At 66.3% G+C, this 26,128-nt stretch carries 21 protein-coding genes and 1 tRNA gene; 10 read left to right on the plus strand and 12 right to left on the minus strand.

Annotation, left to right across the window (positions count from 1 at the left end; genetic code table 11):
* The 11 genes from LDO15_RS14295 to LDO15_RS14345 all read right to left on the minus strand — a co-directional run bounded on the left by LDO15_RS14295 (position 1) and on the right by LDO15_RS14345 (position 16,292).
* Complete coding sequence (locus LDO15_RS14295) at positions 1-1,113, minus strand: branched-chain amino acid aminotransferase (RefSeq protein WP_223979646.1); 1,113 nt, start codon at positions 1,111-1,113, stop codon at positions 1-3.
* A gap of 153 nt (positions 1,114-1,266) precedes the next feature.
* On the minus strand, positions 1,267-2,319 hold the full coding sequence (locus LDO15_RS14300; protein WP_223979648.1) for a 3-isopropylmalate dehydrogenase: 1,053 nt from the start codon (positions 2,317-2,319) through the stop codon (positions 1,267-1,269).
* Between the two features lie 192 nt (positions 2,320-2,511).
* Entirely contained in the window at positions 2,512-4,071 is a 1,560-nt protein-coding gene (gene metG, locus LDO15_RS14305) for a methionine--tRNA ligase (RefSeq protein WP_223979650.1), read from the minus strand.
* A 9-nt stretch (positions 4,072-4,080) separates the two neighbouring features.
* On the minus strand, positions 4,081-4,806 hold the full coding sequence (locus LDO15_RS14310; RefSeq protein ID WP_090581680.1) for an ATP-binding cassette domain-containing protein: 726 nt from the start codon (positions 4,804-4,806) through the stop codon (positions 4,081-4,083).
* A gap of 38 nt (positions 4,807-4,844) precedes the next feature.
* Entirely contained in the window at positions 4,845-7,631 is a 2,787-nt protein-coding gene (locus LDO15_RS14315) for an FtsX-like permease family protein (RefSeq protein ID WP_223979652.1), read from the minus strand.
* 205 nt (positions 7,632-7,836) lie between these two features.
* Positions 7,837-9,432: a phosphoglycerate dehydrogenase gene (gene serA, locus LDO15_RS14320; protein ID WP_223979654.1), complete on the minus strand. Its 1,596-nt coding sequence runs from the start codon at positions 9,430-9,432 to the stop codon at positions 7,837-7,839.
* A 137-nt stretch (positions 9,433-9,569) separates the two neighbouring features.
* Positions 9,570-10,595: a ketol-acid reductoisomerase gene (gene ilvC / locus LDO15_RS14325; protein ID WP_223979656.1), complete on the minus strand. Its 1,026-nt coding sequence runs from the start codon at positions 10,593-10,595 to the stop codon at positions 9,570-9,572.
* Positions 10,596-10,660: 65 nt separating this feature from the next.
* Positions 10,661-11,173, minus strand: a complete 513-nt coding sequence (ilvN, locus tag LDO15_RS14330) for an acetolactate synthase small subunit (protein WP_223979657.1) — start codon at positions 11,171-11,173, stop codon at positions 10,661-10,663.
* A 2-nt stretch (positions 11,174-11,175) separates the two neighbouring features.
* Positions 11,176-13,074, minus strand: a complete 1,899-nt coding sequence (locus tag LDO15_RS14335; protein ID WP_223979658.1) for an acetolactate synthase large subunit — start codon at positions 13,072-13,074, stop codon at positions 11,176-11,178.
* Positions 13,075-13,502: 428 nt separating this feature from the next.
* Positions 13,503-15,224 carry a dihydroxy-acid dehydratase gene (gene ilvD / locus LDO15_RS14340; RefSeq protein WP_223979659.1) on the minus strand — a complete coding sequence of 574 codons (1,722 nt, stop codon included), beginning with the start codon at positions 15,222-15,224 and terminating at the stop codon, positions 13,503-13,505.
* Positions 15,225-15,353: 129 nt separating this feature from the next.
* On the minus strand, positions 15,354-16,292 hold the full coding sequence (locus LDO15_RS14345; protein WP_223979660.1) for a LysR family transcriptional regulator: 939 nt from the start codon (positions 16,290-16,292) through the stop codon (positions 15,354-15,356).
* Positions 16,293-16,510: 218 nt separating this feature from the next.
* Between LDO15_RS14345 and LDO15_RS14350 the strand changes: the two genes are divergently transcribed.
* The 7 genes from LDO15_RS14350 to LDO15_RS14380 all read left to right on the plus strand — a co-directional run bounded on the left by LDO15_RS14350 (position 16,511) and on the right by LDO15_RS14380 (position 21,147).
* Positions 16,511-17,545 carry a hypothetical protein gene (locus LDO15_RS14350; protein WP_223979661.1) on the plus strand — a complete coding sequence of 345 codons (1,035 nt, stop codon included), beginning with the start codon at positions 16,511-16,513 and terminating at the stop codon, positions 17,543-17,545.
* 141 nt (positions 17,546-17,686) lie between these two features.
* Positions 17,687-18,727 (plus strand): PQQ-dependent sugar dehydrogenase, encoded by a 1,041-nt coding sequence (locus tag LDO15_RS14355; RefSeq protein WP_223979662.1) that lies wholly within the window; start codon positions 17,687-17,689, stop codon positions 18,725-18,727.
* Between the two features lie 115 nt (positions 18,728-18,842).
* Positions 18,843-18,918, plus strand: a tRNA-Lys gene (locus LDO15_RS14360).
* A gap of 374 nt (positions 18,919-19,292) precedes the next feature.
* A complete protein-coding gene (locus tag LDO15_RS14365; RefSeq protein WP_263428179.1) occupies positions 19,293-19,517 on the plus strand; it encodes a helix-turn-helix transcriptional regulator in 225 nt (74 codons plus the stop codon).
* Between the two features lie 16 nt (positions 19,518-19,533).
* On the plus strand, positions 19,534-19,815 hold the full coding sequence (locus tag LDO15_RS14370) for a hypothetical protein (protein WP_223979665.1): 282 nt from the start codon (positions 19,534-19,536) through the stop codon (positions 19,813-19,815).
* Entirely contained in the window at positions 19,812-20,213 is a 402-nt protein-coding gene (locus tag LDO15_RS14375) for a hypothetical protein (protein WP_223979667.1), read from the plus strand. The genes LDO15_RS14370 and LDO15_RS14375 overlap by 4 nt, the downstream gene beginning before the upstream one ends.
* 520 nt (positions 20,214-20,733) lie before the next feature.
* On the plus strand, positions 20,734-21,147 hold the full coding sequence (locus LDO15_RS14380; RefSeq protein ID WP_223979669.1) for a hypothetical protein: 414 nt from the start codon (positions 20,734-20,736) through the stop codon (positions 21,145-21,147).
* Positions 21,148-21,651: 504 nt separating this feature from the next.
* Here the strand turns inward: LDO15_RS14380 and LDO15_RS14385 are convergent.
* Positions 21,652-22,380 (minus strand): hypothetical protein, encoded by a 729-nt coding sequence (locus tag LDO15_RS14385; RefSeq protein ID WP_223979671.1) that lies wholly within the window; start codon positions 22,378-22,380, stop codon positions 21,652-21,654.
* A 4-nt stretch (positions 22,381-22,384) separates the two neighbouring features.
* Here LDO15_RS14385 and LDO15_RS14390 point away from each other — a divergent pair, with 4 nt between their 5' ends.
* The 3 genes from LDO15_RS14390 (at position 22,385) to LDO15_RS14400 (ending at position 26,092) form a co-directional block, all read left to right on the plus strand.
* Positions 22,385-22,660 carry a hypothetical protein gene (locus LDO15_RS14390; protein WP_223979673.1) on the plus strand — a complete coding sequence of 92 codons (276 nt, stop codon included), beginning with the start codon at positions 22,385-22,387 and terminating at the stop codon, positions 22,658-22,660.
* Between the two features lie 476 nt (positions 22,661-23,136).
* Positions 23,137-23,586: a hypothetical protein gene (locus LDO15_RS14395; protein WP_223979675.1), complete on the plus strand. Its 450-nt coding sequence runs from the start codon at positions 23,137-23,139 to the stop codon at positions 23,584-23,586.
* Positions 23,587-23,773: 187 nt separating this feature from the next.
* Positions 23,774-26,092 carry a PxKF domain-containing protein gene (locus LDO15_RS14400; RefSeq protein ID WP_223979677.1) on the plus strand — a complete coding sequence of 773 codons (2,319 nt, stop codon included), beginning with the start codon at positions 23,774-23,776 and terminating at the stop codon, positions 26,090-26,092.
* Positions 26,093-26,128: the final 36 nt, after the last annotated feature.

Consider the following 26,128-nt stretch of genomic DNA (forward strand, 5'->3'; position numbering starts at 1 on the left):
CTAGGCGAGGCGGGTCAGCCAGCCGTGGGTGTCCGCGACGGTGCCCGTCTGGATCCCCAGCAGCTGGGCGCGGATGGCCATGGTGGTCTCCCCCGCCGTGGCGTCTTCGGAGCCGATGAACTCGGTGGCGTCCTTGAGCACGCCGATGGGGGTGATCACGGCGGCGGTGCCGCAGGCGAAGACCTCGGCGATGTCGCCGGAGGCGACGCCCTCGCGCCACTCATCCAGGGTGATCTTGCGTTCGGTGACTTCCCGGCCCATGTCCCGGGCCACCTGCATCACGGAGGAGCGCGTCACGCCCTCGAGGATGGTGCCGGAGAGTGCGGGAGTGACCAGCGAGCCGTCCTTCATGACGAAGAAGACGTTCATGCCGCCGAGTTCCTCGACGGCGTTGTCGTTGAACTGGTCCAGGAACAGGACCTGCTTGCAGCCGTGGGCCTCGGCCTCCTGCTGGGCGATCAGCGAGGCGGCGTAGTTGCCGCCGCACTTGGCGGCGCCCGTTCCGCCGCGGCCGGCGCGGGCGTATTCCCGCGAGATCCAGATGGAGACGGGCTTGAGCTCGCCGCCGAAGTAGTTGCCGGCCGGGGAAGCGATCACGCGGAAGGAGACCTCGCGCGCTGCCCGGACGCCCAGGAAGGCCTCGGTGGCGATCATGAAGGGCCGCAGGTACAGGGCTTCGCCGTCGCCGGAGGGCACCCATTCCTTGTCCGCCGCCACGAGTTCACGGATGGCGCCGAGGAAGTACTCTTCCGGAAGTTCGGGCAGGGCGAGCCGTCGGGCGGACTTGTTCAGTCGGGCTGCGTTGGCCTCCGGGCGGAACGTCCAGATCGAGCCGTCGGCGTGGCGGTAGGCCTTGAGCCCCTCGAAGATCTCCTGGCCGTAGTGCAGCACCGCGGCGGAGGGGTCCAGGGAAATCGGCCCGTACGGCTCAACGCGCGCATCGTGCCAGCCGCCGTTGCCCTCGGCGTCGACGCTGTAGTCGACAATCGCGGTGTGGTCGGTGAAATAGTCGCCAAATCCCGGGTTCGCCAGGATGGCTGCACGCTCTTCAGCAGACTTCGGGTTCTCCGACAGGTGCTGGGTGAATTCGACGCCATGGGCAGTCTGAGTCATGGTTCCTCCACGATCGGCTGCCTGGTGTGGGAACGTGGTTCACCTTCGGACCACGGCAGCATATTGGTGATTCGAAACTAGCTTACGCCCGTTGGCAGTGGCGGTTTGGCGGCCCCTGCGGGGCAAGCCGCAGGGCAACCTCCACGGCAGCGCCTACAGCGCCGCCGCGATGGCGTCGCCCACCGCGCTGGTGGTGCGGAAGGAGCCGTCGCGGGCCTCGACGTCGGCCGTGACCGCTGCTTCGATCTTCCGGGCGGCGGAGGCGAAGCCGAGGTGGTCCAGCAGGAGCGCCGCGGAGAGGATCGCGGCGGTGGGGTCGGCCTTCTGCTGGCCGGCAATGTCCGGGGCGGAACCGTGAACGGGCTCGAACATGGACGGCGCGGTGCGGTCCATGTTGATGTTGCCGGAGGCCGCAAGGCCGATCCCGCCGGTCACGGCTGCCGCGAGGTCGGTAATGATGTCGCCGAACAGGTTGTCGGTAACGATGACGTCGAAGCGGGCGGGATCGGTGACCATGAAGATCGTGGCGGCGTCGACGTGGAGGTAATCGTGGGTGACCTCGGGGAACTCCTCGGCCACGGCCTCGACCGTGCGCTTCCAGAGCTGGCCGGCGAAGACCAGGACGTTGTGCTTGTGCACGAGGGTGAGCTTCTTGCGGGGGCGCTCGTTGGCCCGGCGGAAGGCATCGCGGACCACGCGCTCCACGCCGTGGGCCGTGTTCAGCGACACCTCCGTGGCGACCTCATGGGGGGTGCCGGCGCGCAGTGTGCCGCCGTTGCCCACGTAGGGCCCTTCGGTGCCTTCGCGGACCACGATGAAATCGATCTCGCCAGGGTTGGCGAGCGGGCTGCCAACCGTGGCATACAGGCGGGACGGCCGCAGGTTGACGAAGTGGTCCAGGCTGAAGCGCAGCTTCAGCAGGAGCTCGCGCTCGATGATGCCGGAGGGAATCCGGGTATCGCCGGGTGCCGCGCCGACGGCTCCGAACAGGATGGCGTCGCGGGTGCGGAGGTCGGCGAGGGTGGCCGCGGGCAGGGTCTCCCCCGTCTCGAGCCAGTGCTCCGCGCCCAGCTTGTAGTGGGTCTGCTGGAGCACGATCCCCTCGGCGGCCGCAGCCTTCTCGAGGACCTTCAGGGCTTCGGCGGTGACCTCCGGGCCAATGCCGTCGCCCGGGATGACTGCCAGATCAATCGTGGATGCGCTCATCTTTTCAGGGTAGCCAAGTGATCCACATTCTGGTCAAGTCGTCTCACTATTCAAACATCCCGGGCGGGCGACACGGTCTCTTAATTGCGTCGTGCTCTTAATGGCGTCGAGGCGGCACTTCGCGGCAGTGTTCCGGAAAGACACTGCCGCGAAGTGCCGCCTCGACGGCGGGGTGCCGGCTCAGGCGCGGGCTCAGGCTTCGGCGGGTTCCTCGTACTTCGGGAACACCGGGGACGGGGCAGGCAGTTCCGTGCCGGCCGCGATCGGTGTGCCGAGGGCCGCGAACTGGCGCGCCTGGCCCTCTGGCTGGCCGAGCGTGGCCAGGATGGCGGCCGTCGCCGTCGGCATGACCGGCTGCGCCAGGATCGCCACGATCCGCAGCACCTCCAGGGTCACGTAGAGCACCGTGTTCATGCGTTCGACGTCGGTCTTGCGCAGCACCCACGGGGCCTGCTCGGCGAAGTAGGCGTTGGTGTCGCCCAGGACGGCCCAGATGGCCTCCAGCGCCCGGCTGAACTCCTGCTTCTCAAACGCGGCCCGGACGACTTCCAGCAGTCCGTTGGCCTGGCCGAGCAGTGCGGTGTCCTCGGCGGTGAACGCGCCCGGCTCCGGCACGCGGCCCTCGCAGTTCTTGGCCACCATGGACAGCGACCGCTGGGCCAGGTTGCCGAAGTTGTTGGCGAGGTCGGAGTTCATCCGGCCCACGATTGCCTCGTGGTTGTAGTTGCCGTCCGCGCCGAACGGCACCTCCCGCAGGAAGAAGAACCGCACCTGGTCCAGCCCGTACTGCGCCACGAAGTCCGCGGGTGCCACCACGTTGCCCAGGGACTTGGACATCTTCACGCCGTTGTTGTGCAGGAAGCCGTGGATCATGATCCGCTTCGGCAGTTCAAGACCGGCGCTCATGAGGAACGCCGGCCAGTAGATGGCATGGAACCGGGAAATGTCCTTGCCGATCACGTGGACATCAGCCGGCCAGTACTTCTTGAAGGATTCCGCTTCAAGGTCCGGGTAGCCGACGCCCGTGAGGTAGTTGGTGAGCGCGTCGACCCACACGTACATGACGTGGTTGTCGTTGCCGGGCACCGGGACGCCCCAGTCGAACGTGGTGCGGCTGATGGACAAGTCCTCCAGGCCGCGCTTGACGAAGCTGATGACCTCATTGAACCGTGACTGGGGTGCACCGAATTCCGGGTGCGCCTCGTACAGCGCCAGCAGCTTGTCCTGGTACGCGGACAGCCGGAAGAAGTAGCTCTCCTCGGCCGTCCAGGTGACCTCGGTGTCCGTATCGCGTGAGTAGCGCACGCCGTCGTCCTTGAGGACGGTTTCGTCCTCGGCGTAGTAAGCCTCGTCGCGGACCGAGTACCAGCCCTCGTACTTGGAGAGGTAGATGTCCCCGTTGGCCTCCATCTTCTTCCAGATCGCCTGCGATGCCGCATAGTGGTCGGCGTCGGTGGTGCGGATGAAGCGGTCATAGGAGATCCCCAGGGCAGCGTGCGCCGCCTTGTAGATCTCGGCGTTCCGGTCCACCAGCTCCTTGGGCGTGACGCCTTCCTTCTCGGCGGCCTGGGCGATCTTCATGCCGTGCTCGTCGGTTCCGGTCAGGAAGAAGACGTCGTACCCGTCCAGGCGCTTGAAGCGGGCCATCGCGTCGGTGGCGATGTACTCGTAGGCGTGGCCGATGTGCGGCACGCCGTTCGGGTACGTGATGGCCGTGGTGATGTAGAACGGGGTTTTTTCTGTTGAAGTCACGGTCTAAATCTAGATCAGTTCGGTCAGGGTATCGCTCTGGCGGACGAGTTCGTGGTCATGTGAAGCCACCAGCACCGCAATGCCGTCCGAGGTGGTGTCCTTGAGGATGCTGATGATGCGGTTGGCCGCGGCGCGGTCCAGGCTGGCCGTGGGCTCGTCGACCACCAGGACGCGGGTGCCGAGGATGAGGGCGCGGGCGATCGCCACGCGCTGGCGCTCACCGCCGGAGAGCTGGGCCGGGCGGTGGCGCATGCGCCGGCCCAGGCCCACGAGGTCCAGGAGGTCCTTGGCCATGTCCCGGCGCTTCTCGACCTCGCCGTCGGGCACGGCCGGCAGCAGGACGTTCTCAAGCGCGCTCATACCGTCGATCAGGGCGCCGCCCTGGTCGACGTAGCCGATCAGCGCCCGGCGGCGGTCGGCGATTTCGTCGTCGCCCATGGTCTCGAGCGAGTCGCCCTCCCAGAAGACCCGGCCCGACGTCGGCAGGGTCAGGCCCGCGCCGACGGTCAGGATGCTGGTCTTGCCGGAGCCGGAGCGGCCGGCGACGCAGTGCATTTCGCCCGCGTGCAGCGTCATGTTGAAGTCGTCCACCACGTTGACGGGCTCGGCACCGCCCTTGCCGCCGCCGTAATGGATGGTGATGTTGCTCAGTTCCAGCGGCGTGGCGTGGTCCGTGGCCTTCACGATCGTGTTGGCGCGGGTCTTGTGCGCACCGCGCCGGGTGCTGGCGGTCATCCGGTCGTGTGCCTCCCGGTCAAGGTTCAGCTCGTTAGTCATTGGACCACTTTCGTTGCAATCGGAATCCAGCAAAGTACAGCCACAAGACCGGCAATTGCGGCCCACAGCGCGGCATAGGGGGCCAGGAGGAGGCCGATGCCGAGGGCGCCCACAACACCCAGCGGCAGCGCGACGGTTCCCACCATGGCGTTTTCAAAGAAGCGGACCTGGCCCAGCATGTCCGGGTTCCAGCCCATGGCCCGCAGCGTGCCGAGGTACTGGCGCTTGGCCTGCAGCTCGAACCTCCCGGTGACCATGGTCAGGATCAGGCCGACGGCCACTCCGGACACACCCAGGATGATGCTTGGCAGCGCGATGCTCGCCGCGGCCAGGCCGCTGAGCGCGCTGGCACCGGCAGCCCGGGGAATGTCGATCAGCAGGGCGACCAGTCCGCCGACGGCCGCGGCGAAGACGCCGACGGCGACAGCCAGGGAGATCGTGTTGAACTTGTTGGTGCTCAGCTGCCGGTTGGCAAACGTCAGCGGCGAATCGACCGCGATGAGCCGTTCGTCATGCTGCGGCTCCTGGTCGACTTCATCGCGGTGGCGCAGCTGCTGCGCCGCGAAGAACGCCGCGCCTGCGTACAGCACCAGGACCGACGCCGAGACGATCGCCGTCGCCGCGCTCCAGGTGATCAGGCTCAGGGCGATGCCGACGACGGCCAGCAGCGCCGCGCCGACGCCGAATTCGGCCAGTACCCAGGAGCGGATCCTGCGCTGGGTCCAGCCCATGGCACGCAGGGTGCCGGCCTCGCTGCGCCGTTTGCGGACGTAGCTGACGGTCGAGGCTCCGGTCAGCAGGGCCGCGCCGCAGAGGGTGAGGAACAGCAGTGTCAGGTTGGTGGCAGTCAGGGAGCTGGACACGGCGTCCGCGGCGTCCTGCCGGACCCACGACTGCTGCACGGTGCCCAGCGGCGACTCCTTGCCGGCGTCGTCCTTGGAGTATCCGGGAACGGCGATCTTGGCGTCCTCGCGGGCGGAACCGGCCACCACCGTGGCCTGCAGGCCCATGTCGCGGATCTCGTTGGCGAGCTTTTCGACCTCGGGCTGCGCCTGCTTCCAGCTGCCCGGGACCTTGGCCCGGACCCGGACGGCGTCGATCACGGAGGCGTTCTGCTCGTAGCCGCGGGCGGCCGCGAGCCCGTAGAAGTCGGTGATGGCGCCGGCGGACTGGCTGACCAGGCCCGTGGCGCTCAATGACGGCTTGAGTTCGGTGTTGACCTCCGTGCCGGCCGCGTCCTTGGACAGCGTGAACGGCGCGGGGTCGTAGCCGCCCAGGGGCAGCCGGTTGACGTCACCGGCGGCGTCCTTGACGGTCGCGGGGTCGAACGTGCCGTAGACCATGGCCAGCGGGGTGGCGAGCTTCTTGCCGGTTTCGAGGTTTTCGCGGTAGGAGCGCTCGTCTACCGGGTTGCGCTGGGTCTGGTCGACGGCGGCGCCGTTGGCGGCCTTGTCCGGCAGACGGTTCACGGTGACCCAGTCGCCCGGCGTCGCGCTCTTGTCCACGGCGCCGTTGGCGGCGGTGTCGCCGTCCTTGTACTTGGGGGCCGCGGCGAAGTTGGTGGTCCAGGTCGCGGGGTTGTAGAGGCCCTGGCTGAAGGACCCGGTGTCGCCCATGAGCTGCGTGAGGTCCTTGGACCCCGGCCAGGCCAGGGCGAACGGGGACTTGGAGACGAACGGCAGGTAGTCCTTGTCCAGCGAGCGGGTCACGGTGCCGACGTCCTTGGTGACGTTGCCGGAGTCGTCGATTTCCTCGATCTTGACCGAGTACTTCAGGTCCAGCGCGGTGCCCGAGCGCACGATCAGCGGAATGGCCTGCGAGTCGGCAGTGAGCTGGCCGTCCCGTTTGGCCTGCTGGTACTGGGTCATCAGGGGTGCCCAGTACTTGAGCTTAACGCCGAGGAAGTCCGGGCCTTCCTTGAGTTCGTCCATGCTGATGCCGTTAGTGAAGAGGCTCTCGAAGTGGCGGCCGATCGCGCCGGCGTTGCGGGCGTCCGCGGGCGGCGCCTTCTCCAGCGGGGCCAGGAAGTCACCGGCCGTGCCGAGCAGCGCGCGTTCGGAAACGGGGTCGACGGCGACGACGGACTCGGTCACCTGCGGCGCCATGGGCAGGGAGACGGAGAGGTTGAAGAGGTTGTGCTCGGAGCCGCCCGCCGGGGTGGGAAACTTGATGCCGGTCTCGCCGGCGGGGCCCTGGATGCGGACGTTCTTGCCGCCGGCAACCTGCTCTTCGACGAGCTTTGCCTTGCCGAGCGAGCCTTCGGCCGTGGTCTTGAAGAGGGTCTGGTCGGTGTGGCCGTCGGAGCTGACGGCGCTGGCGGTGAGCCGGTATTTCTTCGGCGTGTCACTCAGGACCGATTCCGCGGCCGGCCACTTGCTCGGGTCCGTGGCGGTCGGGTCCCCGGAGGTACCCGCGAGGCCGGCGTTGAAGCCCAGGTAGTCGGTGGCATCCAGGCGCGGCGATTCAAGGTTCTGGGTGACGCGGGAGACCAGGCTGATCGGCGCGGCCACCGAGGTGCCTGAGAGCTTGCGGATCGCGTCCAGCTGCTCGAAGCTGATGCCGCCCTGGCCGGTGGCGATGTCCGGCTGCATGAGGCCGCCGTTATCGTCCGCCTTGGCCTGGACCAGGACGTCGTAGAGCCCCCGGGAGTTTTGGTCCACGGTCCTGCTCAGTGCCGCCTGGGACTGACCCTGGACGAGGACTGACAGGCACATGGCCACGATCAAAATGGACGCGGTCAGCAAAAGCACTCTGCTTCTGATGAACCTCTGGACGGCGTTCATTGGGCTCCTGAAAGCTGGATTGCGTGCGCACGCCGCAGTTCATTTCCTGAGGAAGTGAAGGCGTCCCGTGCCGGGCGTGCAAAAGTAAAGGCCGGTCTGCCGGCCAAGACCCGTAATTCGGTCCTAGCCATTGTACGCAGACCAGCCGGCCGCTCGTGGCCGCCGGCGGCGGAGATGCCGCCGCCGGCGCCCTGCGGGGAGGATTTCAGTCCTCGAGATCAACCTCGCGGACCATGTCAGCGCCGATCCCGGCCTTGATCGCGTCAAGGACCTGCTGGGGAACGGAGCTGTCGATGGTCAGCAGGGCCAGCACCTGGCCGCCCTCTGTCTGGCGTGCCACCTGCATGCCGGCGATGTTGATGTTGTTCATGCCCAGGATGTGGCCGATCGTGCCGATCACGCCGGGGCGGTCGGAGTAGGCCACCACGACGAGGTGCTCGCTGATCGGGATCTCCACCTCGTAGCCGTTGACGCCCACGAGCTTTTGGATCTGCTTCGGTCCGGTGAGGGTTCCAGCGACCGAGATCTGGCTGCCGTCGCTAAGGGCGCCGCGCAGGGTCAGGACGTTGCGGTAGGACTCGGTGTCCGGCGTCGTGATGAGCCGGACGTTGATGCCGCGCTGTTCGGCGATTACCGGGGCGTTGACGTAGGAGACCTGCTCGGTCACGACGTCGGCGAAAATCCCCTTGAGTGCCGCGAGCTCGAGGACCTTGACATCGAGGGAGGAGATCTCGCCGGCCACCTCGACGTCGAACTGGGTGAGGGAGGCGTGGGTCAGCGCGGTGAAGATGCGGCCGAGCTTTTCCATCAGCGGGATGCCGGGGCGGACGTCGGGGGCGATGACGCCGCCGGCGACGTTGACCGCGTCGGGGACCAGTTCACCGGCGAGTGCGAGGCGGACGGACTTGGCGACGGAGACGCCGGCCTTTTCCTGGGCCTCATCGGTGGAGGCGCCCAGGTGCGGGGTCACCACGACGTTGTCCAGCTTGAAGAACGGCAGGTCGGTGCTGGGCTCCTTGGAGAAGACATCGACGCCGGCGCCGGCAATGTCACCGGCCTGCAGCGCGGTGTAGAGGGCTTCCTCGTCCACCAGGCCGCCGCGGGCGACGTTGACCACATAGGCCGTGCTCTTCATCTTCTTGAAGGCGTCGGCGCCGAGCATGCCGACGGTTTCCGGGGTCTTGGGCATGTGGATGGTGATGAAGTCCGACTGGGCCAGGAGCTCGTCGAGGGTCACCAGCTGGACGCCGAGCTGGGCAGCCCGGGCGGAGGTGATGTAGGGGTCGTACGCCAGGATCTTGGTGTCGAATCCCTTGAGGCGGGCCGCGACCAGGGCGCCGATCCGGCCGAGGCCGATGATGCCGATCTTCTTTTCGAAGAGCTCGATGCCGGTGTACTTGGAGCGCTTCCATTCCCCGTCCTTGAGGGCGGAGCTGGCCTGCGGGATGTGGCGGGCGAGGCTCAGGATGTGACCGACCGTCAGTTCGGCGGCGGAGACGATGTTAGAGGTCGGCGCGTTGACCACCATGACGCCGGCCTGGGTGGCCGCCTTGATGTCCACATTGTCCAGCCCGACGCCGGCGCGGGCGATCACCTTGAGGTTCTTGGCGGCGGCGATGGCCTCGGCGTCCACCTGGGTGGCGGAGCGGACCAGGATCGCGTCGACATCGGCGATCGCGGAGAGCAGCTGGGAACGGTCGGAGCCGTCAGTCTGGCGGATTTCAAAGTCCGGGCCGAGGGCCTCGACTGTGGCGGGCGAAAGTTCCTCAGCGAGGAGTACGACAGGTTTGGTGCTTGTCACCGGTGACCTCTTTAGCTCTCTTGTGTATCTGGTGGGGATTTTGGTGAATCAGGTGGTGCTGGTGAGACGGATGGTGCTGGACAGCAGGGAAGCCGGACCCCAGAAAATGGTGTCCGGCTCCCCTGCCGGGCCAAACCCTAGCGGGCTGCGGAACCTTCGACGTAGTCGGCGTCCTGCTGCTGCCAGGCGAACAGCGAACGCAGCTCGCGGCCGACGGCCTCGATCGGGTGCTGCTCCGCCTTGGCGCGCAGGGCCTTGAACTCCGGGGCGCCGGCATCCTGGTCGTCGATGAAGCGCTTGGCGAAGGCGCCGTCCTGGATGTCCTTCAGGACGGCCTTCATGTTCTCCTTCACCTCGGGGGTGATGACGCGCGGGCCGGAGACGTAGTCGCCGTACTCTGCGGTGTCCGAGACGCTCCAGCGCTGCTTGGCGATGCCGCCTTCCCACATGAGGTCAACGATCAGCTTGAGCTCGTGGAGGACCTCGAAGTAGGCGATCTGCGGCTGGTAGCCGGCTTCGGTCAGGGTTTCGAAGCCGTACTGGACCAGCTGGGAGACGCCGCCGCACAGGACAGCCTGCTCGCCGAAGAGGTCCGTTTCGGTCTCTTCGGTGAAGGTGGTCTTGATGACGCCGGCGCGGGTGCCGCCGATGGCCTTCGCGTAGGACTTGGCAAGGTCCCAGGCGGAACCGGTTGCGTCCTGCTCGACGGCGATGATGTCCGGGATGCCGCGGCCGGCTTCGAACTCGCGGCGCACGGTGTGGCCGGGAGCCTTCGGGGCGATCAGGATGACGTCAACGCCCTCCGGAGCCTTGATGTAGCCGAAGCGGATGTTGAAGCCGTGGGCGAAGGCCAGGGCCTTGCCGGGGGTCAGCTTGTCCTTGATGGAGTCGTTGTAGATCGAGCGCTGGTACTGGTCCGGCGCCAGGATCATGATGACGTCGGCCCATTCGGCGGCGTCGGCGACGTTCTTGACCGTGAAGCCTGCGTCCTCGGCCTTGGCGATCGACTTCGAGCCTTCTTTGAGCGCGATGGCAACCTCGACGCCGGAATCGCGCAGATTCAGCGCGTGGGCGTGGCCCTGGGAGCCGTAGCCGACAATGGCAACCTTGCGACCCTGGATGATCGACAGGTCGGCGTCGTCGTCGTAGAACATTTCAGTCACTTGCGTAACTCCTCTTGAGTGGTTTTTCGATGTTGTCTTGGGTGCTGCGGTGGTGCGCAACGCGGCTAGGCGCTGCGCAGGGCCCTGTCACTCATGGAGCGGGATCCCCGCCCGACGGCCAAGGTGCCGGACTGCACGATTTCGCGGATGCCGAAGGGCTCAAGCACTGACAACAGCGCCGTGAGCTTCTCGGGGTGGCCCGTTGCCTCAATGACCACCGACTCTGTGGAGACGTCGACCACTGAAGCGCGGAACAGGTCTGCAGCCTGGGTGACCTGCAGGCGTGTTGCGGCATCCGCACGTACCTTGACCAGGATGTGGTCACGCTGTACGGAAGATTCGGAGGTGAGCTCGACGATCTTGATCACGTTGATCAGCTTGTTCAGCTGCTTGGTGACCTGTTCGATCAGCTCGCCATCGGCGTCGACCACGACGGTCATCCGGGACATGCCCGGGACCTCGGTGGGGCCGACGGCCAGGGAATTGATGTTGAAGGCCCGGCGGGCGAAGAGGCTGGCGACGCGGGTCAGCACGCCGGGCTTGTCTTCGACCAGAACGGACAATGTGTGGCGGGTCATGTTCAGTCCTCCTCTTCCCATTCCGGGGTCATGTTGCGGGCAACCTGGATCTGGTCGTTGCTGACCCCGGCGGGGACCATCGGCCACACCATCGAGTTCGGGCTCACGACGAAATCGATGACCACGGGACGGTCATTGATCTCCAGTGCCTTCTGGATGGTGGCGTCGATGTCCTCGTCGCGTTCGCACCGGAAGGCGGCACAGCCGTAGGCGTCGGCCAGCTTGACGAAGTCCGGGATGCGGACGGTGTCGTGGCCGGTGTTGAGGTCGGTGTTGGAGTAACGGCCCTCGTAGAACAGGGTCTGCCACTGCCGGACCATGCCCAGCGAGGAGTTGTTGATGATGGCAACCTTGATGGGGATCTTGTTGATCGCGCAGGTGGCCAGTTCCTGGTTGGTCATCTGGAAGCAGCCGTCGCCGTCGATCGCCCAGACCACGCGGTCCGGCTCGCCCACTTTGGCGCCCATGGCCGCCGGCACGGCGTAACCCATGGTGCCGGCGCCGCCGGAGTTGAGCCAGGCGTGCGGGCGCTCGTACTTGATGAACTGGGAGGCCCACATCTGGTGCTGTCCGACGCCGGCGACGAAGACGCCCTCGGGTCCGGTCAGGGCGCCGATGCGTTCGATCACGCGCTGCGGGGCGCTGAGGCCGTCCTCGGGTTCGGTCCAGCCGAGCGGGTAAGTTTCCTTGAGGTTGTTCAGGAAGGTCCACCAGTTGGTCAGATCCGGGGTGCCGAAGGCCTCAAACTGCACGCGCAGGGCCTCACTGAGCTCCGGGATGATCTCCTTGACGGAGCCGACGATCGGGACGTCAGCCGTGCGGTTCTTGGAGATTTCCGCCGGATCGATGTCGGCGTGGATGACCTTGGCGTTCGGGGCAAAGGACTTCAGGATGCCGGTCACGCGGTCATCGAACCGGGCACCGAGCGTGATCAGCAGGTCGGACTGCTGCAGGGCGGTTACGGCGGAAACGGTGCCGTGCATGCCCGGCATGCCCACGTGCTGCGGGTGTGAGTCCGGGAACACGCCCCGGGCCATCAGCGTGGTCACCACGGGAGCGCCGGTCAGCTCGGCCAGTTCGCGCAGTTCGGCCGAGGCATGGGCCTTGACCACGCCGCCGCCGACATAGAGCACGGGCTTGCTGGCGGCGGAAATGAGCCTGGCGGCCTCGCGGACCTGCTTGCTGTGGCCGCGCAGCACCGGCCGGTAGCCGGGCAGGTCGATCTTCGGCGGCCAGGAGAACGTCATCTGGCCCTGCTGGGCGTCCTTGGCGACGTCCACGAGGACCGGTCCGGGACGTCCGGTGGACGCAAGGTGGAAGGCCTCGGCCATCACGTGCGGGATGTCGTTGGGGTCGGTGACCAGGAAGGAGTGCTTCGTGATCGGCATGGTGATCCCGACGATGTCCGCTTCCTGGAACGCGTCGGTGCCGATCACCCCGCTGGAGACCTGGCCGGTGATGGCCACGATCGGCACGGAGTCCATGTGGGCATCCATGATGGCGGTAACGAGGTTGGTGGCACCCGGACCCGAGGTGGCGATGCAGACGCCAACCCGTCCGGTGACCATGGCGTAGCCTTGCGCGGCGTGGCCGGCTCCCTGTTCGTGACGGACCAGAACGTGGTTCATTTTGGAGGCCATCAAGGGGTCATAGGTGGGCAGGATCGCGCCACCGGGCAAACCGAATATGTCCTGGACGCCGAGTTCTTCGAGCGAGCGGACGATTGCTTGCGAACCGGTCATGACCGTCGGGGGTACGACGTTGTTCGGTCCGAGGACAGGAGAGACGGCAGCAGTGTCGACGCCGGCGTCAGCCGGACGTTCGACGCGATCCGGAGCCTTGTGGGCTCCAGTGGACTTTGTGGCCATCAGCGAGGGGCTGATCGGCGATCCTTTGCTCATCGGACTCTTCCTTTGTGGATCTTCGGTGATCGTGGAACTTCTTAGATACTTCATGTTGCTGGTCATGCGCAGTGCTGGTAACGCGGCTGCTGGTAATGCGTGCTGCTGGTCATGCGGGAAATAAAAAAACCCCTCAGCCGGAGGGCTCTTCGAGGGGTTGCGCGTGACGGATCGTTACCGTGGAGGCTATTGAGCCACGCGCTTGGCAAGTACGACGACGGATACACCGGCGGTAACGATCTCGATCATGCGTTCAGTTTTCCCTCTGAGTGGGACAAGTGTCAACGCACCCGGCACCTGTCTCACTATTTGGACAACGCTGTCCACTGGTTGAACGTCATCCCAACTAGCTCGCAGCTAATGGCCGTTATGACCGCTCATAACGGCCACAAGTGCGAGCTAGTTGGGTTCAGGTGTTCAGCCGTGCGCTAGCCGCAGTATGCGCCGGTGGAGGCGCTGTGGACGAGCTTGGCGTACTTGGCCAGGACGCCCTTGGTGAACTTGGCCGGGAGGGGTTCCCAGCCGGTCTTGCGGGACTCGAGCTCGGCTTCGTCGACCAGGAGGTCGAAGGTGCGGGCCGCGATGTCCACGCGGATCCGGTCGCCGTCCTTGACGAACGCGATCGGGCCGCCGTCGACGGCTTCGGGCGCGACGTGGCCGATGCACAGGCCGGTGGTGCCGCCGGAGAACCGTCCGTCGGTCAGGAGCAGGACGTCCTTGCCCAGGCCCGCGCCCTTGATGGCGCCGGTGATGGCGAGCATCTCGCGCATGCCCGGGCCGCCCTTGGGTCCCTCGTAGCGGATCACGACGACGTCGCCCTTGTGGATCCCGCCCTGGTCCAGGGCGTCCAGGGCGCCCTGCTCGCGTTCGAACACGCGGGCGGTGCCTTCGAAGACGTCGGCGTCGAAGCCGGCGCTCTTGACCACGGCGCCCTCGGGGGCCATCGAGCCGTGCAGGATGGTGATGCCGCCGGTCTTGTGGATCGGGTTGTCCAGGGCGCGCAGGATCTTGCCGTCCAGGTCCGGCGGGTTGATCGCGGCGAGGTTCTCCGCGACGGTCTTGCCGGTCACGGTGAGGCAGTCGCCGTGCAGCAGGCCGGCGTCGAGCAGGGCCTTCATGATCACCGGCACGCCGCCGATCTTGTCGACGTCGGTCATGACGTACCGGCCGAAGGGCTTCAGGTCGCCCAGGTGCGGGATCTTGTCACCGATCCGGTTGAAGTCCTCCAGGGTCAGCTCGACCTCGGCCTCGCGGGCGATCGCGAGCAGGTGCAGCACGGCGTTGGTGGAACCGCCGAAGGCCATGGTGACGGCGATCGCGTTCTCGAAGGCCTTGCGGGTCATGATGTCCCGGGCGGTGATGCCCAGGCGCAGGAGGTTGACCACGGCCTCGCCGGACTTGTGCGCGAAGGCGTCGCGGCGCCGGTCAGCCGAGGGCGGCGCGGCGGAGCCGGGCAGGGACATGCCCAGGGCCTCGCCAATGCAGGCCATGGTGTTCGCGGTGTACATGCCGCCGCAGGCGCCCTCGCCCGGGCAGATGGCCTTTTCGATGCGGTCCAGGTCCTCGCGGCTCATCTTGCCCGCTGCGCACGCGCCGACGGCCTCGAAAGCGTCGATGAGGGTGACTTCCTTCTCGGAGCCGTCCTCGAGCTTGACCCAGCCGGGCATGATCGAGCCCGCGTACAGGAACACGGCGGCCAGGTCCAGGCGGGCCGCGGCCATCAGCATGCCCGGCAGGGACTTGTCGCACCCGGCCAGCAGCACCGAGCCGTCGATCCGCTCTGCCTGCATGACCGTCTCGACCGAGTCGGCGATGACCTCGCGTGAGACCAGGGAGAAGTGCATGCCCTCGTGTCCCATGGAGATGCCGTCCGAGACGGAGATGGTGCCGAACTGCATGGGGAACCCGCCGCCGGCGTGGACGCCTTCCTTGGCGCCCTGGGCCAGCCGGTTCAGCGAAAGGTTGCAGGGGGTGATCTCGTTCCACGAGCTCGCCACGCCGATCTGCGGCTTCGCGAAGTCGTCATCGCCCATGCCGACCGCCCGGAACATGCCGCGCGCGGGCGCGGCGTGGATTCCATCGGTAACGACCCGGCTGCGGGGCTTGATGTCCGGCTTGGTGTCTGTTGCTGTTTGGGTGTCCTGACTCATGGCTCAAAGTCTAGGGCTCCTCCGCGGACGCCAACGACCCCATATGGGCGCGTTAAGCGGAAAACCGGGAATATTTCGATCAAATAGTGGACTCTCGTCTCACATCATGAAATCCACGGCCGGTTTGCCTCAGGCGTGGTGAGCCGCGTCACGGAGTTCCGGGGCTTCCGCGACTCCCCGGGCTTCGGCTTGGAGCATCTCCAGGACCTGCCGGATGGTGGTCCGGGCCGCGACGTCGGGACGGGCCAGCGCGACGATGCTCCGGCTCGCCTTCACGCCCTCCAGCGGGCGCAGGACAAACCCCCGCCCCTGGTTTCCCACCGCCGTATACCGCGGCAGCAGGCTGAGGCCGTGGCCGGCGCTGACCAGGGCTTCCAGCACCCGCAGGTCGGGGAACTGCTGGGCGCGGACGGCCGGGGCGTCGGCCCGCACCTCAATCTGGCGCAGCACGGTGTCGAAGGGGAACCCCTCGGGGACGCCCATCCAGGGGAAGCCGACGACGTCCTCGGCGCCCAGCGTGTGCCTGGCGGCGAGCGCGTGCCCGGCGGGCAGGGCCACGTCCAGCGGCTCGTCCAGCAGCGGCACCACCGTCAGGCCTTGGCCGCCGAAGACTTCCGGACCGTCCACGCTGTGCGCCAGGACGATGTCGTAGTCCGCGGTCAGCCCGGCGAAGCCGGCAACGCCGGGATCCTCGAAGTGCGCCTCGAAGTGGAGCCCCTCGATGGCCTTGACCCGGTGGAGCAGGCCCGGCAGGAACATCTCCGCGGCGCTGGGGAAGAACGCCGCGACCACCCGCGTCTGCCAGCCGCGCCGGTAGGTGTCGATGGTCGCTTCAGCCCGCGCCATGGCCGTCGAAACCTCGGCGGCCGCGCCAGCCATGGCGAGCCCGGCCTCGGTCAGCCGCACTCCCCTGCCGGACTTTTCCACCAGGACCACGCCCAGTTCTTCCTGCAGGGTTTTGAGCTGCTGCGACACCGCCGATGGCGTGACGTTCATGGCCTCCGCCGTGGCACCCACCGTGCCGCGGTCGGCGAGTTCGCGCAGAATCCGCAGTCGCTTGAAATCCATGAGCCGAGGCTACACGGCGGGCCCGGCCTGTTTTCGGTTTCCGCCCTGCTCAACGGGCCCTCCGCGCCCCGGGGAACGGTCCCATCGCGGCCGCCGGGAGGCTGGACAGCCGCCTTGGCCCGGACGTAACGTCAAGCATCGGCAACCGTGCCTCATGGACTGATCACGAACTGGACACGGACTGAACACGGACTGAACATGGACTGAAAGGCTCTGCTATGGACTGGATCGTCTGGCTCGTCGTCATCATCGTCGTGGTCGCCGTGGTCTGGGCGCTGCTCAACCGCAACAAGAGCCGCACTGGCGCCGATTCCACGCCCCCGGCAACCGGGACTGGCAGCACGACCGTGACCGCGGCCGGTGCGACGCCGTCGGCCGGCTCGACGACGGCGGATGCCGGGGCAGCCGGTGCGGCAGCGGCCATGGCCGTCCCCGATGCAGCGCAGGCGCCTGAGCCTGCTGCTCCGCCCCGGGAGAGTGCTGCCTCCCCCGAGGCCTCCGAACCCGCCGCAACCCCGGCGTCCGCAGCAGCGCCCGCGAACGAACCCGCCATGGAGGCCGCCCCACCGGCAGCTACGGAAACCCCGGAAACCACGCCGGCAGCAACAGGTACCGCGGGTGCTGTCGCCGCGGACAACGCCGAGTGGGAAACCCAGTGGTCCGAGACCGCGCCGGCGGACACGCATGCCGCCGCGGCACACCACGAACCAGCCCATGGCGCCCACGCTGCGACCCCGGCCGAATCCGGCGCAGTTGCCGAACGATCCGCGCCGGCCGCTACGACCGGTCTTCCGGTCCACCACCCCGAATACACCGAGCCCCACGCGCCGACTCTGCCCGGGGCGGAATCGGCCGCCGCAGAAACCGACGAAGAGGCAAGCGCGCGCGCCGCCGCCAGCGACGCGATGCCCGGGGCGGCAGCAAATGCCGCCGTGACGCAGGCCGCGCCCCTCGCGGACGCAGAAACCATGCAGGCGGCGGCCTCCTCCGCCGCCTCGGAGGCCCTTACGAGCCACACGGCCGAACCCGCCGGTCATCTGGCCACCGACCAGCCCTACGGCGAAGGATCGGCGGCACCTGCGGCGGACGGCAGCGGGCCGGCAGGCTTCACCGTCAAAGGCAACGCGTCGTCGATGATCTACCACGACGAGACCAGCCCGGCCTACGAAGAAACCCGGGCAGAAGTGTGGTTTATCTCCGCGGCGCACGCCGAAGCCGCCGGCTTCCGGCCACCGCGCCGGACCCGCCAGTAGCAGCCGGCCCGGGCCGGCGTCCCGTCCCTGATGCTCCCCGCTTCGCCGGACAGGCGCTCCTCGTTCAGGCCTTCCTCTGACAGGCGCTTTCTCTTCAGGGCAACGGCCCGGGCGACCGTCCTCGCCGTTGCCCTGCTGCTCATGTCCGCCTGCACCGGCGGCGGAACCGCCCCTCCGACAGGTCAGCCGGGCGGCAGCCCCGCGCCGGACGCACCGGGGGCTCCGGGTCAGCCCACTGTTGCGGGCCGGATTGACGGGCTGCAGGTGCCCTGGTCCGCCGTCTACCTGCCCGACGGCACCGCAGTCATTTCCGAACGCGACACGGCGCTGCTGAGGACCATCAAGGCCGGCCAGCTGGGGACGCTTGGCAAGGTGCCCGGCGTCGTGCCCGGCGGTGAGGGCGGCCTGCTGGGCCTTGCCCTGTCCCCCGGCTTTGCGGCGGACCGCTACCTGTACGCCTACTTCACCGCGGCGGAGGACAACAGAATCGCCCGCATGCGGCTCGATGAACGCGGCGGCCGGCTCGAGCTCGGCGCGCCGGAACCGGTTTTCACCGGCATCCCCAAGGCCGGCACGCACAACGGCGGACGGATCCGGTTCGGACCCGACGGCTTCCTCTACGTGGGGACGGGCGACTCGCAGCGCCGCGATCAGCCGCAGGACAGCACGGCCCTCGGCGGAAAGATCCTGCGCCTCACGGCCGACGGCCGGCCGGCGCCGGGAAACCCCTTCGGCAAGAACCCGGTCTACAGCCTGGGCCACCGGAACGTCCAAGGGCTTGCCTGGGACAGTGCGGGGCGGCTATGGGCCAGTGAATTCGGCCCTGACGTCAACGACGAGCTCAACCTGATTGTGCCCGGCGGCAACTACGGCTGGCCGGACGTGACCGGCGCCCCGCATCGGGCCGGCTTCCTTGACGCCAAGGTGGTGTGGCCGTCGACGGCGGAATCCTCACCCAGCGGACTCGAAATTGTCGGCAACACCGCATACCTGGGCGCCCTGCGCGGCCAAAGGCTGTGGGTGGTTCCTCTCACCGGCGAATATGCCGGCGATCCTGTGAGCTATTTCACAGGGAAGTATGGGCGGATTCGGAACGTTTCACTCGCTCCTGACGGCCGCCTGTGGCTCCTTAGCAACGGCCAAAACCCCGATTTCGCGCTGATTTTGGACCTTCCCGGCTGACTTGGCGCCTCCCGGTTCCCTCGATTTCACACCACGGTCAATCTCGTGTAGAGTTTCATGTCGTTGCGGAGAACAACGGGGAAAGAAAAAGCCCCGGTGAACGAGAACAACAGATGCACCTCTAGCTCAACTGGCAGAGCAATTGACTCTTAATCAATGGGTTCCGGGTTCGAGTCCCGGGGGGTGCACCACCACGGAAACCCCGTCTTCACTGGCTGAAAGCCATGAAGGCGGGGTTTTGTTTTGCCCGCAAAGCCCGAGTGGGGCTACTTATGGGCTATTTATTCCGCATCGGCCGCGTCCTTGCATGGCACCAGAGCAAAGGCTGTCTTGCCGGAGGCGCACGTCCTCCTCAGGTCCCGGGCTGCATAGACTTAGGTCGGGGTGTTAGGGACGCCCTGCCAGTAACGTCTGGACTGGCCGCCGTCCACCCCGCAGAACTGTTGCCTGCGTCAGTGACTGACCCGGTCACGGCATAGCCTGGAGCATGCCCTGAGGAACCAGGAACCCGCCCACCGCCTTCATCGGTGTCTTCACCGCCCCTATCTGGGAAAGGATGAGGGAGGTGGGGTACGACATTACCGACGTGTCCCGACTGACGCAGATCCCGAGGTCGACTCTTTCCAAGATCCTCAACGACCACAAATCCCCCGACCTTTCGCATGCCCGCGTCATGGCCGCCGCCTTGAAGCTCAACCTGACCGACATCACGGGGCTCGCCGAGGCCGAAGAGGTAGAGGTCCATAGAAAGAGTCTGGACACCGGAAGGCCGTTTGCGGCGCGCTCCTGACACGGAATGGGTGCTAATGGACCGGCTCGGACTGGGCCGGCAGCGCATTGCTGCCCTCGTGCGCGCCGAGCCGGCCGCCGTCGGGTACCACCTGGTGATCGCCCGCCACCAGGATCCGGGGCTCGAGGCCGAGCACCAGGCCGCGGCCGGGGCCGCACCCGTCCCGCACCCCTCAGTCAAGGATCTTGCCCGCATGGAACAGGTCATCACTTGGATCCTGGTGGAAGGCAGGTTGCCCGTTGGCCGTTCCGGCTACAGAAGCGAGGGGTCGATGGCGCGCTATAGGATCGGGAAATGAAGATCCGTTTGCTGGCCTCGACCCTTATGGCATGCGTTGTCCTGCTCTTCTCGGCTTTATCACTTAGCGCCTGCACGGGCGGACCGGTACCTGATCTCGGGGAACGCGACGCGGCGGTCTCATCGGTCATGCGGGCGCTGAATGTCCACGACAAAAACCAGTTGGTCAAGCTTGCACAGCCCGGCCCGCAAACCGCGGACTCTTACGCCCAGTTGCTGCTTTCACAGTGGGGCGGAGTTAAGGACTCCGGATACAGCACTGTCTATTCGTCCGAATTCTCCCCGGACATCGTTGCCGTGCGCGTAAGCACCACCGACCCGTCCGGGAGCCCTGCGGAGGTTCAATTTTCGCTTAGATGGAATGACAAGGCCTGGCTGTTGAACATCGGTCCCGATTAAAAGCAGACGGGGACATCAGGCCCGGCGGAACGGGAACCGGATCGCTGAACGCTTGGCAAAGCTGGAAACCGCCTGATGCCGGCGTGTTCATCGAAACCGTCGGGGCCCAGGGTTTTGACTCAATCGCCGGTTCTAGCCACCACCCGAATAGTGGCGCGCACTGCAGTCCTCCGGTGAGCGCGCACTGCTGGTCATATCATTGTGCAGCGTCCGGGCCGTAGCCACTGCACGCGGCGAAGCGAGATCCTTCGATCACCCGTCGGCCGCCGGCTGCGATGCCGAGCATGGCGGTGGGACACCGCTGCACCTGACTCATCGGGCGTGAGACTTCAGCGGGCTACCGGAGTCTGGATTGTCTAACCGGGCCGAGAACGTGCAGGCGATTCGCTTCACAGACCATGGTGTTCGGGTGTTCCGGGCCCAAAGTGGACCCGAAGATGGCCAGCGCCTTGTCATACAGCTCTAGTGCTTCCTATTTGCTCAACCGATCGACGGCGGGGCGGTGACCGGAATGCGCGCAATGTTCATCGGCGCCGAGATGAAGCGCAGACGGCTAGTCACCGATCCTGCAACAGGCGGGGAGGGGCCGATTGATAATCGCGAGCCGGATTACGGTCATCGCCTGAACGTCGACCTGATCGGAGCCCTTGTGCAAGGGCGACCGTCATGCAAGAGTGCGCCCATGATTGAATCCGATGCTGAAGTCGCGCGCACACTCAGCACAATTCCAGTTCGTGCGTCTCGCCAAATGACCGGCACCGAGTATCAGGTGCGCGTGGCGGAGGTCCTCAACCTTTTTGACATCGAAGCGGTGGGCGACGAAACGGGAATTCGTTACGGGGGCGAGGGCGTTGAGCTGGAAGATCAGCCCTTAGAAGCGGCCGTCCGCATCCTCATTGGGAGGCGATTCGGCATCCCGGAAGCTCGAATATGAACGGGCCAGGCCTGCTTAGTGGCATGGCCGCCGAGAACCTGGAAGACTGCTCAATGATCCCCACGTATAGGACGACTTGGCCGTGGATGAATCCTTTGAGGCCCTGCTGTCGGTTCTGACCGCCGTGCGGAACTCTCACATGCAGCGCAGGCTGGGCGCCACCGTGGACCAGGTGGACACCGACGGCGGTGCCCGGCAGTCAGCCGAGGTCGTGGTCAGCCACAGGACCTGGACGTTACCGACGAAACCAAAACCTGGTCGTTCACACCCGAACGCGGCGGCAGGATCGAGTAAGGAACCAGGGAGGTCGAGCAGTCGCCCCGGTGCCGGGACGACTACCTCCCACCGGAGATCGGCCTGTTCTTCCCGTTGTCCATGCGCAGGCGGCGAGCCCATCACTCAAGGAGACTCTTGATTCCGGCGGGTGGCGGTACTCAGAACCGGGCCAGGGGAAACCTCGCCACCCACATCCGCAGGCCCGACCGGCTCGCAACACCCCCAAGCTTACGAATCCCTCCCTGAGCAACGGTTGACCAACATATCCAGACTTGCGGGCGATGCGGCAATCTCGACGGTGCCCTTGTCGGTTTCCAGGGTCAGGACCATCCCCCTTGGGAAGGCAAACCATGGTGCCTTCATCGGCTCGCCAACAGGAGCTGGCGAGGAATAGATTTCGATGGGGCCGGTCAGAGGGCCGGTCAGACCGGTTTTGAATTGAAAGAGCAGCCTGCCGGGCTCAGCTTTTGCGTACCCCTGGGCCCATCTGCTCTTCAGCGCTGAGCCCTTCTCCCTATGGGAACACTCGAAGACACCTTGCTCCGCGTCACGTGCCACGCGCCGCCTCTTCACTGGGATGACGGGCAGGCTGAGGATCACCGTTAATGCAAGCCCCAAAGCGACGCCGATTCCCACGGCGGGCCAGTATCCAAATGCGTCCTTAAGAGGGCCCAGTATCAGCGGTACAACCAGCATTAACGCGGCTTCGGCTTCGAGACGGTTTCCGACCAAGTCGGCCGTGCCATAGATCAGTCCGCCTTGATAGACGTCGTGAAGGCACAGGGCGGCAGCGTAGAGGCTGGCTTGGCTGGACTTGCCGCCGCCAGTCCGCCGAAGGAAGACGCCTGGAGTTTTGTTCGGCTGGAGCCGGACCGCGAAGTCGGCCCCGGCGATGAGGTGCGCCTGGTGGTGCGTCCTTACGTGGCCCCCGACAGAGCCGCCAGCCAGGAAGGTCACCTACGTGATCACTGCGGACGGCCCCATCTCCAGCACCACGTTTGGGAATTCGGTCGGCGGCCGCATGAACACCGAACAGGCTAGCGACGTCTTGTCCCCGTTCGTCAAGGAGTACACCTACACGCAGGAGATGTTCATGCGTAAGTCCCACTCCTTCAGCGTCTCGGCGCAGGCTGGCGAGGGCGCCACGACGATCAGCTGCCAGATCAAGATCGACGACAATGCCGGGCCGGTGAATACCTCGACCGGGCCATACGCCGTGGTGATGTGCACTAACTAGACAGCCGCGGAGCGGTGACGGATGGAACGGTCTCCGCACACATAGCTTGGGTTGCCCTGGCGCCGGCTTTCGTGCCGCCCACGGGTCTCCACCGCCCACCGCTAACGCGGATGGTCTTCCAATCCACTCCCGGGGTTGACTCCGCGAGGAGCGGCCGCGGGGATCACCATGTTTGAGGATCTTTCAATGCGCACTACCGTCCGGCGCCTCAGCGCCGCCGTCACCGCCGGGGCTATGTCCGCGGCCGTCCTGACCACCGCAATCGGCGGCGCAGCCCACGCCGCAGCCCCCGAGGTTTACCATGCACACCGTCTGCTCCGGTATCGATGCTGGTCACGAGATGGACCTGGAATCTCTTCATGGCGGTCCACGGCACGTGCGTTTCCCTCCGCAGACAATCGGCCCGCATGCAGATACGATGCACTCAGCGCCCGCCGGAAGAGACGGTGCCTGCACTGAAGTTTTGGGGGAACACAGTGAAACGACGCACCGGGATCATCATTGGAGTTGTGGCGTTGGTCGCGGCAGCCGCTTTCTTTCTAGTCCGCGCCGCCGAGGACAGGGTCACAGCCGACATGTTGTCGCGTGCCGACCGCCTGGCGATTCCGTCAGATTGGAAGAAAACGGTGGACATCGTCCGGGGTGAACAGTTCCTTTGCCTGGACACAAACCCGTGTCCCAGCATCGCACGGCAATGGGACTCCGGAGCGAAATTGGCCACTGCCGACCTCCAAGCGGTTGTGGCGCCCGCCGGCCTCACACTGAAGATCGACGGAACGTGTCAGCGGAAGCCCAATGAGAGCGGCACCATCCCCGTATGCACCGGGACAGGGACTGACGGGGACTACAACTACATCGTCGGGATAGTGAGCGCGTCCCAGAGCGAACCGGACATATTCACTCTTGAGGTCCGGCCCGTTCCGTAACGAAAAAATGGAACCACCTTTTCTATAGTCATTTGATAAACGTGTCGCTACTGTGAGATTCACCGGACGGGTCCGCCGTCCTGGGCCGCCGCATCAGGCGGCATTTTCAGTTCAGTAATCTCTTGGGGGGACTTCTGTGCGCCAAAAAACTCCGTTAGGCATCACCGCGGCCGTCATCATCACGGCCATGACCGGCCTCACTATCACCGCTTTACCCGCCGTTGCAGTAGATCCGTTCGCAGCACCCTGCGCCAACGTCGAAACCGTCTTCGCCCGCGGCTCGGGTCAACCAACAAACGCTGCAGAAGAGCAGCGATTCGTGCAGCAGGTGAAGACCAGGATCTCCAGCCCGCTGACGGTCAACCCATACGAGGTGGGGTCGGCAAGCATCGACGGACACCAGTACCCGGCCGTTCCCGTCGGAAAAGAAAGCTGGGACGCTTTCTGGAACACCGTCGGAGGAGGCGTCACCGGCGGCGGCGGCTTCGCCTACGGGGAGAGCGTCAACGCCGGCGTCGACGAAGTCACGGCGTACCTCACCAAGCGCGCCGCTTCCTGCCCAGACGCCAAATTCGTGCTGGGCGGATACTCCCAGGGCGCGCAGGTCGTCGGCGAGGCGTACAACGAAAAGCTCAGCGACAGCTTGCGGGGACGTGTGGTCTACCAGGCGCTGTTCGGCGACCCGAAGCTGTGGCTGCCCGAGGGCGAAGTCGTGGGCGGCATCGTCCCGGCCTCGTGCCTTGGTATCGCAGCGGACTCCGTGTGGCGCTTCGACGTTCCCGATTGCGGGACCAGCCACGGATCGCTGCGCTCCCGAGTCCCGTACCTGCCCGACGGCTTCACCACGACAACGGGCCTCTCGTGCGCCACCCACGACTTCGTGTGCGGTTCCAGCCCCTACTTTTGGGACACCGACGGCCACGGCACCTATGGCCTGGACGGCCACAGCATCGACCGCGCAGCTGTGGAAATCGCCAAGCGCCTCAAGACGGCATTTCCAGACGGCGGAGTCGATGACGCTGTCACTCTCCCGGGCGCAGGAACCTCCGGCCTGGACGTCGTCTTCCTGATCGACTCGACGGGCTCCATGTACGGGCGGATCGAGGCGACGAAGGCTTTCGCAGCGGACATGGCCGGGACCATCAAGGCCAACAGGGGCCGAGTCGCTCTCGTCGAATACAAGGACGCCGGGGACTCGGTCACAGCGCAGGTCCTCAGCGGCTTCCAGGAAGACACCACGGAGTTCAGCACCAAGCTCTCCACCATCACCGCCAGTGGCGGCGGGGACCGGCCGGAGGCGGCCCTGCACGCCCTCATGACAGCCTTCAACGGGCTCCAGTGGCGCAACGGCGCCACCAAGGCGGCCGTGATCCTCACCGACGCCGATTATCACGATCCTGACCTGGTGGACGGAAGCACGCTCACTTCGGTGGCCAAACGCGCCCTGGAGATCGACCCGGTGAACGTCTACCCGGTCGTCCCGTCCTACTTCAGCAGCTTCTACACCGCGCTGGCCCAAGCCACAACAGGTCAGGTCATCGTCGACGGCGGCGACACGAAAGCGGCTCTGACCACTGCGCTGACCCGGCTGCAGGAACGCCCCGTCGCCCTCCTCCAGCACCCGGACTACTACGCCATGCCGGGCCAGGAAATCACCTTCGATGCCTCAGCCTCCTACTCCCCCGCTTCCTCGATCGTGAAGTACGACTGGGACTACAACGGCGACGGAACGTACGAGGATACTGGCGCAGCGCCCATCGCGCACCACGCCTACACGGCAAACTCTGATGGTGTCATGCAGGTGCGGATGACGGATGCGAACGGGCTGGTCTCCAACGCCTCGGCCGCCGTCCACATCGGCAAGGGCCCGAGGGACGGCCTCCCGGTCGCCCCCCTGAACGTCACCGCGGTCCCCACCGCGGAATCGGGCGGGATCAGTACCGTGAAGGTGAACTGGGAGTCCTCCGACCCGCTGGTCTACCGGTGGGGCCTGACCGTGGACGGCGTGCCGGCCGGCATCGTCGACGCGGCCACCAGGACCGTGTCCATGACCGACGTCCACCGGGACAAGGACGTCGAAATCGGCGTCGTCGGGTTCACCAAGGACGGCGGGATGGGCGACTCTGCCACTGTGACCCTGCCAGCCAAGAGCGGCTACCCGTTCACCGGCTTCATGGCCCCGGTCGATCCTGCACCGGCCGTGAACGTCATGCAGGCCGGCCGTGCAGTGCCCATGAAGTTCAGCCTCGGCGGCGACCACGGACTCGGCATCCTCCCTGCAGGCTCCCCGACGTCGGCGCAGGTCACGTGCGACACCGGAGCGGCCCTCAGTGACGTCGAGACCACCACAACGGCGGGCGCCAGCAGCCTCTCCTACAGCGCAGGCGACGGCACCTACACCTACGTCTGGAAGACCGATAGGGCCTGGGCCGGGACCTGCCGGACGTTCCAGCTGAAACTGGACGACGGCAGCACGCACGGCGCGCTGTTCAAGTTCCGCAGCTGACCCTGCGCCGAATGCAGGAAGCGCCCCGGGCCTCTC

The sequence above is a fragment of the Arthrobacter sp. NicSoilB8 genome (genome assembly GCF_019977355.1).
Lineage (GTDB): Bacteria > Actinomycetota > Actinomycetes > Actinomycetales > Micrococcaceae > Arthrobacter.